General features: G+C 65.7%; 12 protein-coding genes. 6 read left to right on the forward strand and 6 right to left on the reverse strand.

Annotated elements, in window-relative coordinates:
• The first annotated feature begins 20 nt into the window (after positions 1-20).
• The 3 genes from dusA to JN531_RS15190 are packed head-to-tail and all read left to right on the forward strand — an operon-like array spanning position 21 to position 2337.
• Complete coding sequence (gene dusA / locus JN531_RS15180; RefSeq protein ID WP_228349693.1) at positions 21-1022, forward strand: tRNA dihydrouridine(20/20a) synthase DusA; 1002 nt, start codon at positions 21-23, stop codon at positions 1020-1022.
• An 8-nt stretch (positions 1023-1030) separates the two neighbouring features.
• Positions 1031-1600, forward strand: coding sequence for a peptidylprolyl isomerase (locus JN531_RS15185; protein ID WP_436233298.1), 570 nt, complete (start codon positions 1031-1033; stop codon positions 1598-1600).
• Entirely contained in the window at positions 1597-2337 is a 741-nt protein-coding gene (locus tag JN531_RS15190) for a UDP-2,3-diacylglucosamine diphosphatase (RefSeq protein WP_228349694.1), read from the forward strand. The genes JN531_RS15185 and JN531_RS15190 overlap by 4 nt, the downstream gene beginning before the upstream one ends.
• Here JN531_RS15190 and JN531_RS15195 read toward each other — a convergent pair.
• The 4 genes from JN531_RS15195 to prmB form a co-directional block, all read right to left on the reverse strand.
• Positions 2334-3485 (reverse strand): MFS transporter, encoded by a 1152-nt coding sequence (locus JN531_RS15195; protein WP_228349695.1) that lies wholly within the window; start codon positions 3483-3485, stop codon positions 2334-2336. The two genes, JN531_RS15190 and JN531_RS15195, sit on opposite strands and share 4 nt — an antisense overlap.
• 12 nt (positions 3486-3497) lie before the next feature.
• Positions 3498-5321 carry a DEAD/DEAH box helicase gene (locus tag JN531_RS15200; RefSeq protein WP_228349696.1) on the reverse strand — a complete coding sequence of 608 codons (1824 nt, stop codon included), beginning with the start codon at positions 5319-5321 and terminating at the stop codon, positions 3498-3500.
• Between the two features lie 120 nt (positions 5322-5441).
• Positions 5442-6545 carry a chorismate synthase gene (aroC, locus tag JN531_RS15205; RefSeq protein WP_228349697.1) on the reverse strand — a complete coding sequence of 368 codons (1104 nt, stop codon included), beginning with the start codon at positions 6543-6545 and terminating at the stop codon, positions 5442-5444.
• Between the two features lie 69 nt (positions 6546-6614).
• A complete protein-coding gene (gene prmB, locus JN531_RS15210; RefSeq protein ID WP_228349698.1) occupies positions 6615-7544 on the reverse strand; it encodes a 50S ribosomal protein L3 N(5)-glutamine methyltransferase in 930 nt (309 codons plus the stop codon).
• 91 nt (positions 7545-7635) lie between these two features.
• Between prmB and JN531_RS15215 the strand changes: the two genes are divergently transcribed.
• From JN531_RS15215 to JN531_RS15225, 3 genes are read left to right on the forward strand one after another with little or no spacing between them, the layout of a single operon-like run.
• Positions 7636-8241, forward strand: a complete 606-nt coding sequence (locus JN531_RS15215) for an SCO family protein (protein ID WP_228349699.1) — start codon at positions 7636-7638, stop codon at positions 8239-8241.
• Positions 8238-9101 carry an archaetidylserine decarboxylase gene (gene asd / locus JN531_RS15220; RefSeq protein ID WP_228349700.1) on the forward strand — a complete coding sequence of 288 codons (864 nt, stop codon included), beginning with the start codon at positions 8238-8240 and terminating at the stop codon, positions 9099-9101. Before JN531_RS15215 ends, asd begins: the two co-directional genes overlap by 4 nt.
• Before the next feature lie 58 nt (positions 9102-9159).
• Complete coding sequence (locus tag JN531_RS15225; protein ID WP_228349701.1) at positions 9160-10650, forward strand: M48 family metalloprotease; 1491 nt, start codon at positions 9160-9162, stop codon at positions 10648-10650.
• Between the two features lie 7 nt (positions 10651-10657).
• Here JN531_RS15225 and JN531_RS15230 read toward each other — a convergent pair whose 3' ends face one another.
• Positions 10658-11635 carry an NAD-dependent epimerase/dehydratase family protein gene (locus tag JN531_RS15230; RefSeq protein WP_228349702.1) on the reverse strand — a complete coding sequence of 326 codons (978 nt, stop codon included), beginning with the start codon at positions 11633-11635 and terminating at the stop codon, positions 10658-10660.
• 49 nt (positions 11636-11684) lie between these two features.
• Entirely contained in the window at positions 11685-12788 is a 1104-nt protein-coding gene (locus tag JN531_RS15235) for a tetratricopeptide repeat protein (RefSeq protein WP_228349703.1), read from the reverse strand.
• Between the last annotated feature and the right edge of the window lie 2 nt (positions 12789-12790).

Genomic DNA, 12790 nt, shown 5'->3' on the forward strand with positions numbered 1-12790 from the left:
CCGCCTCCCCTGCCCCGCGCATGCACACGACTCCCCCTTCACCCTGGCGCTTTTCGGTCGCGCCGATGATGGACTGGACCACGCCTGCCTGCCGCTACTTTCACCGGCAACTGACGCGGCACGCGCGCCTGTACACCGAGATGGTCACAACCGGCGCCTTGCTGCACGGCGATGCCGCCCGTTTCCTTCAGCGTGACCCGATCGAACATCCGGTTGCACTGCAGCTCGGCGGCAGCGAAGCGGATGCCCTGGCCCGCTGCGCCGAGATGGGCATGCGTGCCGGCTTTGACGAGATCAACCTCAATTGCGGCTGCCCTTCTGACCGGGTGCAAGAGGGTCGCTTCGGCGCCTGTTTGATGCGTGAGCCGGACCGCGTTGCCGCCGCGGTCGCCGCCATGCGTCGCGCATGCGACATTCCGGTCACCGTCAAACACCGTATCGGCGTCGACGACAGCGAGGACTATCCGTTTCTAAGGCATTTCGTCGAGACCGTCGCGGCAGGTGGCTGCGAGGTGTTCATCGTGCATGCCCGCAAAGCCTGGCTACAGGGTCTGTCGCCGCGTGAAAATCGCGAGATCCCGCCCCTGACCTATGAGCATGTCTATCGCCTCAAGCAGGACTTCCCCGCGCTGACCATTGTCGTCAACGGCGGCATCCGTTCGCTTGATGACTGTGAAGCGCATCTTGCAGAGGTCGATGGAGTGATGCTCGGACGTGCGGCCTATGAACATCCATGGTTGCTGGCGACCGTCGACACTCGTTTGTTCGGCGCCACCGAGAACCCCGCCGATGATCGCGCAGATGTGATCGCGGCGCTCGAACCCTATGCTGAAACACTGCAACGACAGGGGCTACCGTTCAACCGTCTGGGGCGACACATTCTCGGGCTTTATCGCGGCGAACCGGGCGGTCGGGCATTTCGGCGTATCCTGTCCGACCCGACCACGGGGGAATCGCCGCATCATCGATTGGCGCGCGCGCTGGCCGCCGTGAGCAATGCATCCGCTTCCCTGACCGCCTGAGACCCTTCATGCGCTTCCACTTTCTCTCCCTCCTGCTGCTAGGACTATTCATGAACGCTGTTTCTGCTGCTGACCCGATTCACGTCCGTCTGAAGACATCCATGGGCGCCATCGATCTCGAACTCGACGCCGGCAAGGCGCCGGAAAGCACCGCCAACTTCGTGCAGTACGTGAAGGACGGGCATTACGACGGGCTCGTGTTTCACCGCGTTATTCGCGGCTTCATGATTCAGGGAGGCGGCTATGACGTGAAATCCCAACAGCGCAACACCCGCGCGCCGATCTCCAACGAAGCCAAGAATGGTCTCAAGAACCGCCGGGGCACCATCGCCATGGCGCGCACCGGCGATCCGCATTCGGCCAGTTCGCAGTTCTTCATCAATCACGCGGACAACGACTTCCTCGACTATCCCGGGCAGGATGGATGGGGATACGCGGTGTTCGGCAAGGTGACGGCCGGCATGGACGTGGTGGATGCCATCGCCACCTCCCCGACCGGCAACCTGCCGCCGTTCGGCCGTGACGTGCCGACCAAGCCGGTGATTATCGAGAAGGCTGAGGTCGTCAGCGGCGAGTGACCGCGCGGGTGGACACGCTGCTGCTGTCCGATCTGCACCTGCCGGCCGCGCCGTCCCCGCTGCGACAGCGCCTCCGGGCGCTGCTTGCAGGGTCGGCGCGTTCGGCATCGGCCGTCTACATCCTCGGCGACCTTTTCGAATACTGGATTGGCGATGATGTGGGCGTGGAGGTCTACGCCGAAGAGATCGCCGCCTTGAAGGCGCTGACTGCCGCCGGTGTCCCGGTGTTGCTGCAGCACGGCAATCGTGACTTTCTGCTGGGGCAGACCTTCACCCATGCCACCGGCACCCGGCTACTACCGGACCCGGCCGTGGTGACGCTGGGGACCCGATCGACCCTGCTGTCGCATGGCGACCGCTGGTGCATCGACGATGTCGGTTACCAACGCTTTCGCCGGTTCGCGCGCAACCCGCTGGCGCAGGCGGTATTCCTGCGCCTGCCGGTATCTCTGAGGGAGCGCGTTGCCGGCGGCCTGCGTACCGAGAGCGGTCAGCAAAAACAGCGAAAAGCGTCGGCGATCATGGATGTAAACACCGAATGCGTGGCAGCCGCCTTCGATGCACATTCGGTCACCCGCATCATTCACGGACACACCCATCGACCGATGACGCATGCCGTGCAACTGGCCGCCGGCGCTGGCGAACGCATCGTACTGCCGGACTGGCGGCCCGGCGACTGTCGCGTACTGTGGGTAACCGCCGACGGCACCGCCCGATTCGCCGAGGCGGATCGCTAGGCGGGCAACCGCCGCCAGCCCAACCAGAAGCCCAGCAGCGCGACCAGCGCGGCGGTCAGGAAGGTCGCTTCGGGCGACACCGCATCCCACATCCAGCCGCTGGCGAGGCTGCCGATACTGCCGCCAACGCCGTAGGCCACCGCGTTGTAGATCGCCTGCCCACGCCCCTGAAGACGGCTGGGAAACATCCGCTGGATATAGTGCACCGCCACGGCATGATAGGCGCCGAACGTCAGCGCATGGCTGATCTGGGCGAGCACCAGCAGCAGCCAGCTGTCCACCGCCACACCGATCACCGCCCAGCGCAGGGCTGTCGTCGCCAATGCCGCCAACATCAGGCGGCGTGCACCGACCCGTTGGATGACCGGACGCATGACCCAGAACAAACCGATTTCTGCGGTCACCCCGAGTGCCCAGAGAACGCCGGCCACACCACGCGAATAGCCATGCCGCTCGAGGAACAGCGTGAAGAAGTTGTAGTAGGGCGCAAAGCTCATCTGCGACGCAAGGCATACACCCAACAATGCCAGCACCTCGGGTCGTCGCAGTACCGCCCAGATCGCCCCGGGTACATGGTCCCCACCATGCACCATCTGGGCATCCGGCACCTGCCAGGCCGTCACGACCATGCCCACCCACATCGTCCCCACCAGAAACGGCAGCGGCAGCATGCCGAACTGATCCAGCAGCGGGCCCAGCGACAACACCGCAAACACGAAACCAACCGAGCCCCAGAGACGCACCCGTGAGTAGTCACCACCGGTACGCGCCAGGTGGTTCAGTGCCACCACCTCGAACTGGGGCAGCAGAGCATGCCAGAACAGCGAATAGGCGAGCATGAGGGCCGCGATCCACCACAGCCCGTCGACGAACGGAATGCTGAGAAACAGCACCAACGAAACCGCGGCGGAGCCCCGCACCACGGCAATCCGCCGCTCGCTGATATCGGCCCAGATGCCCCAGACCACCGGCATGATCGAGCGACTCAGGCCCATCAGCGCAAAGGCCACCCCCATCTGGATGGCCGAGAATCCGCGCGCCTCCAGATACGGCGCCCAGTACGGCATGAAGGCGCCAACCGTGGCGTAGTAGAAGAAGTAGAAGCCCGCCAGCCGACTGGCGGGCAGTTCGCCAGCCGGACGCGTCATGGGGTCACGGCGTCACGACTTGCGTGGTCCGGCCGATTTCGGCTTGGACCCACCCGGTGCTCGGGGCGGTCGGGGGGGGCGCGGCGATGGAGCGGCCGGTGCCGGGGCATCAGCCGGTCGCAACCGCAGTTGACGTCCGCACACCCAGGCCTTGGCGAGAATCCGCGATGTCGCCGGGGGCATGCCCTCGGGCAAATCGATATGCGTGTAGTCGTCGAAGATGTCGATTCGGCCGATGTACTGGCTGTCGAGATCCGCCTCATTGGCAATCGCCCCGACCAGTTGTCCCGGCCGCAGCTGGTGCTCGTACCCGACCTCCACCCGGTACCGAACCATGCCCGGCGGGACCGGCGACGTGCCTTTGCCAGCGCGGTCCGGGCGGGGCGCGGCGGCCGTCACCGGAGCAGCGCCGGCTGATTCACCGTCTGGCCGCTCGCGACGTGGCCGCTCGCGGGCAGCAGGCCCTCGCGCCGAGGCCTGGGTGACCGAAGCCTGAGCGCGATCCACCTCGGCACTGGCGGCCGGGCCGCGCACCAACCGTGCCAGGGCCGCGGCCACATCGAGAATGCTGAGGTTGTTGTCGGCCGCGATCGACTCCAGCAGCGGGCGCGGGTCGTTGCCGTGACCGTCGTCCGCCACCGCCTCCAGCACCTGATCGCGGAACCGCGCTTCGCGGCGTGCGTAGACGTCCTGCAGGGTGGGCAGCCGCATCTCGGTTATCGGTTGCCGGGTGGCACGCTCGATGACCCTCAACAAGCCGCGCTCGCGCGGGGCGACGAAGACAATCGCCTCCCCGCTGCGTCCGGCACGGCCGGTGCGACCGATGCGGTGAATGTACGACTCGCTGTCGGTGGGAATGTCGTAGTTGAGGACATGACTGATACGTTCGACATCAAGTCCGCGCGCCGCAACGTCGGTGGCAACGATGATGTCCAGGCTGCCGTCCTTGAGCCGCGCCACCGTGCGCTCGCGCTCGTTCTGCGGCATGTCACCGTTCAGTGCGGCAGCGGAGAAGCCACGGGCCTGCAGCTTCTCGGCGAGCTCGGTGGTCATCGCCTTGGTGCGCGAAAAGACGATCATGGCGTCAAACGGCTCTGCTTCGAGAATCCGCGTGACCGCTTCCATCTTGTGGGCGCCGCTGACCAGCCAGTAACGCTGTTTGACGTCGGCCGCGGTGCGTGTTTTCGAGGCGATAGTGATTTCCGCAGGATCCCGCAGGTGCGTCTGCGCAATCCGCCGCACGGCCGTCGGCATGGTCGCCGAGAATAGTGCGACCTGCCGCGTTTTCGGGGCCTGCTGGAGGATGAAGTCCACCTCGTCGGCAAACCCCATCTTCAGCATTTCATCGGCTTCATCGAGCACGACCGTGGTGATCTGATCGAGCTTGAGCGTGCCGCGGGTCAGGTGATCGCGGACCCGTCCCGGGGTGCCCACCACCACATGCACACCGCGACGCAGGCCACTGAGCTGCGGCTGATAGTGCTGTCCACCATAGATCGGCAAAACCCGGAACCCTGGCAGCGTTGCCGCATAGCGCTGGAACGCCTCGGCCACCTGGATCGCCAGCTCACGGGTCGGCGTGAGCACCAGCGCCTGCGGCGCCGCCAGGCCCAGGTTGACCCGCGCCAACACCGGCAGGGCGAATGCCGCGGTCTTGCCGGTGCCGGTTTGCGCCATGCCCAGCACGTCGCGCCCCTCCATCAACGGCGGAATGGTCGCAGCCTGAATTGGCGAGGGCGCCTCGTAGCCAACGGCGGCGAGCACGGCGACCAGCGTGGGCGGCAAGCCAAGCTCGGCAAAGCTGGAGGGAACGGCGGGGGTTGAAGCAGCGGACATCAGAACCTCGGGAGAGTGCAAGGCGGGCGCGGGCGAGCCTGAGGGCATCCCGAAGACGCGTAGTGTAAGGCTTTTCGGGCGCCGCCCCGACCGCTGCGGTGCCGCCGCTACTGCGCGCGGCTAGTGATCTGGGCCCGGCGCCAGAAGGGGGGCGGTGGACACCACGTCGCCGCACTGCGCCCGGTGACGCAAGGCATGATCGATCAGTACCAGGGCCATCATGGCCTCGCCGATCGGGGTGGCGCGCAGCCCGACGCAGGGATCGTGGCGTCCGGTGGTGCGCATGTCGACGGCCTCTCCCCGGTCATTGACGGAACGACCGGGGGTGGTGATGCTCGACGTCGGCTTGATCGCATACCGGGCCCAGATCGTCTGTCCGGTGGAAATGCCGCCGGCAATGCCACCGGAGTGATTGCTGAGGAACCCTTCGGGTGCCATCTCGTCACGATGTGCGGTGCCGCGGAGACCGGCGACCGCCATGCCCTCTCCGATCTCGACACCCTTGACCGCATTGATGCCCATCAGCGCGTGCGCAAGGTCCGCGTCAAGACGGTCAAACACCGGCTCGCCCCACCCCGGCGGCACGCCCCGCGCCTCGACATAGAGTGCGGCGCCGATCGAGTCACCCTGCTCACGCAAGGCGGTCACCGCAGCCTCCAGGGCCGGCAGGCGCTCGGGGTCGGCACAGAAGAATGGATTCTGGTTGACCGCCGACCAGTCGCTGCGCCCGCAGTGGATGTCGCCCATCTGTTCAAGGCAGCCACGGACTTCGATGCCATGACGTTCACGCAACCATTTGCGCGCAACCGCGCCTGCCGCCACCCGCACTGCCGTCTCACGCGCCGACGAGCGGCCGCCGCCACGATGATCGCGCAGACCGTACTTCTGCAAGTAGGTGTAATCGGCGTGATTCGGCCTGAACACCTGCTCGATCTTGGCGTAGTCGTAGGACCGCTGGTCGGTGTTCTCGATCATCAACGCAATCGGTGTGCCGGTGGTGCGGCCGTCGAACACGCCGGACAGGATGCGCACCTGATCCGCTTCCTTGCGCTGGGTGACGAACTTTGACGTCCCCGGGCGGCGACGATCAAGGTCAGGCTGGATATCGGCTTCGCTCAACATCAGGCCCGGCGGGCAGCCGTCGATCACGCAGCCGATCGCAGGCCCATGGGACTCGCCGAAACTGGTGACGGTGAACAGGGTGCCGAAGGTATTGCCGGACATATCAACTCGATGCTGTGCCCGCACGGCGACGCGCGGGAGGACCAGCCGCCATTATCGCTGTTTGTGGGCTTACGGTGACGACTGCGAGGACACCATGGCCGCGTCGGCGACCAGGTCGTGCCGCGAAATCACGAAAACCCCGTCGCCGCCGCGGCTGAAATCAACCCAGGTCACCGGCAATCTCGGCCAGCGAGCCTCGAATTCTTCGACGCTGCCGCCCACTTCACAAAACAGCCATCCGCCCTCGGACAGGTGCGCCGCCGCGTCGGCCAGTATCCGCGCCACCAGCGCCATGCCATCCGCACCGGCCTCCAAGGCCATGCGCGGCTCGCGGCGGTACTCCTCGGCGAGCGCGGTCCACTCGGCGGTCGGCACATACGGCGGATTGCTGACGATGAGGTCATAACGGCGGTCACCCACCGCCGCCCACAGATCGCCCTGATGCAGCGCGACCCGTGCAGTCAAGTGGTGACGCTCGACATTGCGCTGTGCCACCACCAACGCTTCGGCCGAGAGGTCGGCCAGATCCACCTGCGCCTGATCGAAGGCGACGGCGCAGGCAATACCGATACAGCCTGAGCCGGTACACAGGTCCAGTATCGACGTTGGCTCATCCTGAACCCAAGGTCCGAAGCCCCGCTCGATCAATTCCGCGAACGGAGACCGAGGCACCAGCACACGGGCATCGACACTGAACGGCAGGCCGGCGAACATGATCTCACCGATCAGATAGGCGGCCGGCACCCGGGTCTCGAGCCGGCGACGCAACAGCGCCAGCACCGCTGATTGCTCGCTCGCGGTGAGGTGGGTCTGAAGATAGACCGCCGGCAGATCCGTCGGCAGGTGCAGGGCGTGCAACACCAGATGGTAAGCCTCATCCAGCGCGTTGTCGGTGCCATGGCCGTAACTGAGCCCGGCTTCGGCAAATCGACTGGCCGCCCAGCGCACCCAGTCAGCAATACAAGAGAGTCCGGCAGTGTCGTCGGTGAGCTTGGGCATGAGGAACCGACGCGATGCCGGGAAGTCCGTGGAATAATGAAATGATAAGTCATCTCTCGTCGGCCGCCGCGCCGCCTACCCGGAAATCCGTATGCAGCGTTCCTTTCTGACTGCCCTGGTTGCCATCGCCGCTGTCGTCGCCGGTGTCGTCGTCGCCGCCCTGCTATCTCGCCCGACGACGGGTGAGCTTGCCCATCTCACGGTGCTGCCGGCGCCACGGACCTTGCCGAGCGACCTGACCGTCACCGACGACAGCGGCACCGAGCGTCCGCTCGACAGCTTCACCGGACGCTGGCAATTGGTGTTTGCCGGGTTCACCTACTGTCCGGATATTTGTCCGGCCACGCTGGCACAGCTGGCACAGGTTCACGATGCGCTGCCGGCGATCTCAGTGCAGCTGTTCTCGGTCGATCCGGAGCGCGATGACCCGACACGGCTACAGGCCTATGTTCAGCATTTCGACCCTGGATTCGGCGCCTTCACCACCGACGAGCCGGCGCTGGCACGGGTGGCGCGCGCGCTCAGTGTTGCCTACGCCAAGGTCCCCACCGGCGATAGCTACACCGTGGACCATTCCAGCGCAGTGGCGGTTCTCAACCCACGTGGTCAGCTGGCGGCGTTCATCACCCCGCCATTCGATGTCCCCGGCATCGTCTCCGACCTTCAGACCCTCATGGGCTCGGGCCCGGACGCATGAGCACCGCCCGCGCCAGCGACCGCCTGTTCGCGCTCCTGCAACGGTGTCTGCCCACCCGCCTGCTGTCGTTGTGCATGTACCGACTCACGCGCGTGCGATGGAAACCGTTCAAGAACCTGTTCATTCGTGTGTTCATGCGCGGCTTCGGCATCCGCCTGGACGAAGCGATTGAAACCGAGCCCGACGCGTTCGTCGACTTCAATGCCTTCTTCACCCGCGCACTGCAACCGTCAGCCCGTCCACTAGCACCGGCACCCGCGCTTTTGAGCCCGGTCGACGGTACCTTGAGCCAGTTCGGCCCCCTTCAGGCAGGACGGCTGATGCAGGCCAAGGGTCACGACTATGATGCCGCCTCATTGCTGGCAGACGCGGCCGACGCTGCCCGATTCACGGGGGGCGATTTCGCCACCATCTATTTGGCACCGTACAACTATCACCGGATTCACATGCCACTGTCGGGGCGACTGTCAGGGTGGCGCTACATTCCGGGTCGCCTGTTCAGCGTCAACGCCAGCACTGCCCGCGCCATGCCACGACTGTTCGCCCGAAACGAACGGCTCGTCGCCTTCTTCGATAGTGACCAGGGCGCGTTCGCGATGGTGCTGGTTGGCGCGCTGTTCGTCGGCGGCATTGAAACCGTCTGGACCGGCGCGGTAACGCCGCCCCATCATCGCGGCCCTCCCGGAGACCTGCAGCGACCGACGACGCCACTGGCACTGCAGCGCGGCGACGAGATGGGCCGATTCAACATGGGATCGACCGTGATCCTGTTGACCACGCCTGGCCTGGTGCAGTGGTCGCATACCCTCCAGGGCGCGCAGACGCTGCGGATGGGCGAATCGCTGGGGCAGGCCCGGTGACACGAATGAACTTGTGGCGGCACACCACCGTCTTAGACCGAGTCTGACGGAATCCCACATGCCCCGCCTCCCCCCCTTGCGACGCATCCTGCCAGCCGGCGTGCTGGCCGTGGCCCTGCCCATGGTGCATGCCCAGAACGAGTTGCCGGCGACATTGATCGACCTGCCGCAGATCGGCGAGCCGGCTGACAACGCCATGACGCCGCTGGAAGAACGCAAGCTGGGCAACGAGATTGTTTCGCAGCTCTACGCTTACGACTATGTCGATGAAGACCCGGAGCTCAGCGACTATGTGTCCCGGCTGGGTTGGAAGCTGGCCGCCGCCTCCGGCCGAAACATCCCCAACCTGCAGTTCTTCCTGATTGCCGACAACCGCATCAACGCCTTCGCCCTGCCTGGCGGCTTCGTCGGCATGAACCGCGGCCTGATCACCGCGGCCCAGCGCGAGAGCGAAGTGGCGGGCGTCATGGGTCACGAACTCGCCCATGTCACGCAACGGCATATCGCGCGAACCCAGGAGGGCACCCAAGCCGCCACCCTCGCCACCTGGGCGGCCGTGCTGGCCGCGATCATTGCCGGCTCCGCCGACCCGGACCTGGTCATCGGTGCGCTGTCGCTCGGTCAGGCCATCAACTACCAACGGCAGGTCAACTACACCCGCGCGCATGAACTGGAGGCTGATCGCATCGGCATCCAGACGCTGGCGCGCGCGGGCTACGACCCCAATGGCATGGCCAGTTTCTTCGGCACACTTGAGCAGCAATCGCGGCTTTACGGCAGCGGCCTGCCGGAGTTCCTGCGGACCCATCCGCTCAACACCACACGCGTCTCCGAGGCCAAGGCGCGCGCCGCCGAGATGCCACAGATCGACTACACCGACAGCATCGAGTTCGAGCTGATGCAGGCGCGGGCACGGGTGCGCAGCTTCAGCCGCCCCAGCCAAGCGCTTGAGTACTACAGCCAGCTGCTGCGGGCCGGTCGCGACACGACGGCGCATCGCTACGGTATGGCACTGGCACAGACCCAATTGGGCCAGCCCGACGCCGCGCTCGACACCCTGGAGATCGCCCTGCAGCAACATCCCCGGCAGGTGAACCTGCTGCTTGCCCAAGGAGACGCACAGCGGCAGGCCCACAAGGTCGAAGCCGGCCTGGCAACGCTGGATCGTGCGCTCAGCCTGTATCCGCGCTATACCCCGGCGATCTTCGCCTATGCCGATGCACTGATGACCAACGGTCACGCGGCGAAAGCACGACAGATTCTGTTGGCCCACGAGCAGTCATTGGGCACCCAGGTGCAGACCTATCGGCTGCTCGCCGACGCAGCACGCGAGACCGGCGATCTCGCCGAAGCGGCCTACCAGATGGGGACCTACCTGGCGGTCCGCGGCGACTTCGGAAACGCCTTGGCGCAACTCGACGCCGGCCTGCGACTGAGTGGGGTCGACGAGCAGGCCCGGGCGCGATTGCTCGCCAAGCGAAAAGAGGTCCGCGATGCCTTGCCGAAGAACTGGCGGCCTCCGCCTGAGCAGCGGCGCGCGGCTGGCTGATTCCCGGTCACGCCTCCCTTTGACGGAGCCAGTGATGACTGTCAGCGATCATCGCCTCCAGCGGACGCGCCTGGTAGCCCAACTCCCGTTCGGCCTTGCGGCTGCTGCAATACAGATTCTCTGAAAGCAGGGCCACGGCTTCACGCGTGATGTCAGGTTCACGGCGAAACAGCACCGATGCCAGCTCCTCAACCTGTGCATACCGATGCAGGACCGCTGGCGGCATCATCCAGACCCGTCGTTTGACACCAAGCTCGCCGGCGATCGCCTTGACCAGACCGACGTAGCTGGTCTGGGCACCACCCAACAGATAGTTCTGGCCAACCCGCCCCCGCTCCGCCGCCGCGATCAGCATGCGCGCCACCTCCTCGGCATGACAAAAACTGCCGCCGCCGGGCGGCATGGCCGGCGTCCGGTGCTGACGAACCAGGCGGAACAAGCGGGCCCAGTTGTGAAGATCGTAGGCACCCATGGTATTGCTGGGGTTGACAATCACCGCCGCCAACCCGGCGGTAATACCGCGACGTACCTCGCGCTCCGCAAGGGCCTTGCTGCGCACATAGTGGATGGCGGAGCTGCTGCCGCGCGTCGGTGTCTCTTCAGTGATCGTACCGCCATGGAGACCGAAGGCGACGATGCTGGACATGTGCACGAAGCGCTGCGCCCGCGCGGCCAGCGCTGCGCGAACCACATTGCGCGTGCCCTTGACGTTGACACGCATCTGTTCGGCCCGCACCCGCGTCCACAGGCGCGTATTACCCGCCACATGAAACACCACATCAACGCCCTCGGGTATGTGCCCCCGAAGACTTCGGCCGTCGGTGATGTCGCCCACCACCCGCTGTACGCCCCACTGCTCGAGTAGCCGGATGTCGGAGCCGGCACGGTGTAAGGCGATCACCGACCAGCCTTCGCGACATAGCCGCTCGACCAGATTGAGCCCGATGAAACCCGTTGCGCCGGTCACGAACGCGGTCTTGGCCACGTTTTCTCCTCCTATCCGTCCGACCCGAGTGTAGCCGACGGCGGCGCAGTCAAACGCCGAACCGGTCAGGCACCTTGTGAATGGTGCCCCAGTGACGACAGGCCGGACATTGCCAGAAGCGGTTGCGCGGCGTGAAGCCGCATTGCTCGCAAACATAACCCGGCGTGGATTTCTCCATCGCCTCCAGTGCCGTCCGCAACGCGGTTGCGGTCTCGCCCAAGCCGGCCTGAATCACCTCCGGTCGCGGCGCCATGGTAGCGAGGAAGGCCTTGAGGACCACCCGAGATGGGTGGCTGACAAGCCCCGCAGCCAGCATCGGCATCGGGTCCCCTCCAGCGCGCGCTTGCTGATCGGCCTGCGCCACCAGCAGCGCCGGCGCATGGTTGTTCACCGCAATGTCGCCGAGCACTTGTGGCACCAGGCTGACATTTCCATGACGCTCGAGCGCCTTGAGCAACCCTGGCAGTAAATCGTCGATATACCGCCCATCGATTTCGAGGGCGGCACGATAGCGGTCAACCGCCTCCGCAAGGTCGCCCGCCGCTTCTGCCACACGCGCCTGCAGCCAACGGGGCCGGACCGCTTTCGGGTCATCCCGTTCAGCCTGCCGGGCATGGCGACGCGCCACATCGAGATCACCGGCGGTCAGCGCTTCCTCGCCGAGCTCACAGTGATAGTGGGACACCCGCGCCCGGGCACTGGCGCCCTGTAGCGACTCCAATTGCTTCGCCAGACGAACGGCATCGTTCCACTCGCGCCCCTGTTCAGCGACCGTCAGGAGTTCCTGGACTGCGGCTGCGGCATTGCGTCCATTGCCCGCGGCAAGCTCCCGCCACACCGCCTCCGCCTGGTCCATCAGGCCTGCCTGTTGGAAATCCTCGGCAAGCTCCAACTGGGTCTCCTCGCGCAGGTCGACATCAATATCACTGCGTTGAAGCAAGGTCTGATGAAGCTGCAGGGCCCGCTCAACCTCGCCGCGCCGGCGAAACAGACTCCCCAGCGTCAGCTGCAGCTCCGGGTTGTCCGGCACCCCGGCCAAGGGGGTCGCAGCGGCACCGGTCTCGGCGTCATGACGCGCACCTACACCGTCCGATTTTCGTGATAACGCCCAACCCAGCGCCATGCCCAACGGTAGCAACAGCCATGTCGTCAACC

Source organism: Flagellatimonas centrodinii, assembly GCF_016918765.2.
GTDB lineage: Bacteria > Pseudomonadota > Gammaproteobacteria > Nevskiales > Nevskiaceae > Polycyclovorans > Polycyclovorans centrodinii.

What these genes read in the sequence shown, in the direction of transcription:
- dusA (WP_228349693.1), top strand. Translation starts at nt 21, where the DNA reads ATGCACACGACTCCCCCTTCACCCTGGCGCTTTTCGGTCGCGCCGATG.
- JN531_RS15185 (WP_436233298.1), top strand. Translation starts at nt 1,031, where the DNA reads ATGCGCTTCCACTTTCTCTCCCTCCTGCTGCTAGGACTATTCATGAAC.
- JN531_RS15195 (WP_228349695.1), bottom strand. Translation starts at nt 3,485, where the DNA reads ATGACGCGTCCGGCTGGCGAACTGCCCGCCAGTCGGCTGGCGGGCTTC.
- JN531_RS15200 (WP_228349696.1), bottom strand. Translation starts at nt 5,321, where the DNA reads ATGTCCGCTGCTTCAACCCCCGCCGTTCCCTCCAGCTTTGCCGAGCTT.
- aroC (WP_228349697.1), bottom strand. Translation starts at nt 6,545, where the DNA reads ATGTCCGGCAATACCTTCGGCACCCTGTTCACCGTCACCAGTTTCGGC.
- prmB (WP_228349698.1), bottom strand. Translation starts at nt 7,544, where the DNA reads ATGCCCAAGCTCACCGACGACACTGCCGGACTCTCTTGTATTGCTGAC.
- JN531_RS15215 (WP_228349699.1), top strand. Translation starts at nt 7,636, where the DNA reads ATGCAGCGTTCCTTTCTGACTGCCCTGGTTGCCATCGCCGCTGTCGTC.
- asd (WP_228349700.1), top strand. Translation starts at nt 8,238, where the DNA reads ATGAGCACCGCCCGCGCCAGCGACCGCCTGTTCGCGCTCCTGCAACGG.
- JN531_RS15225 (WP_228349701.1), top strand. Translation starts at nt 9,160, where the DNA reads ATGCCCCGCCTCCCCCCCTTGCGACGCATCCTGCCAGCCGGCGTGCTG.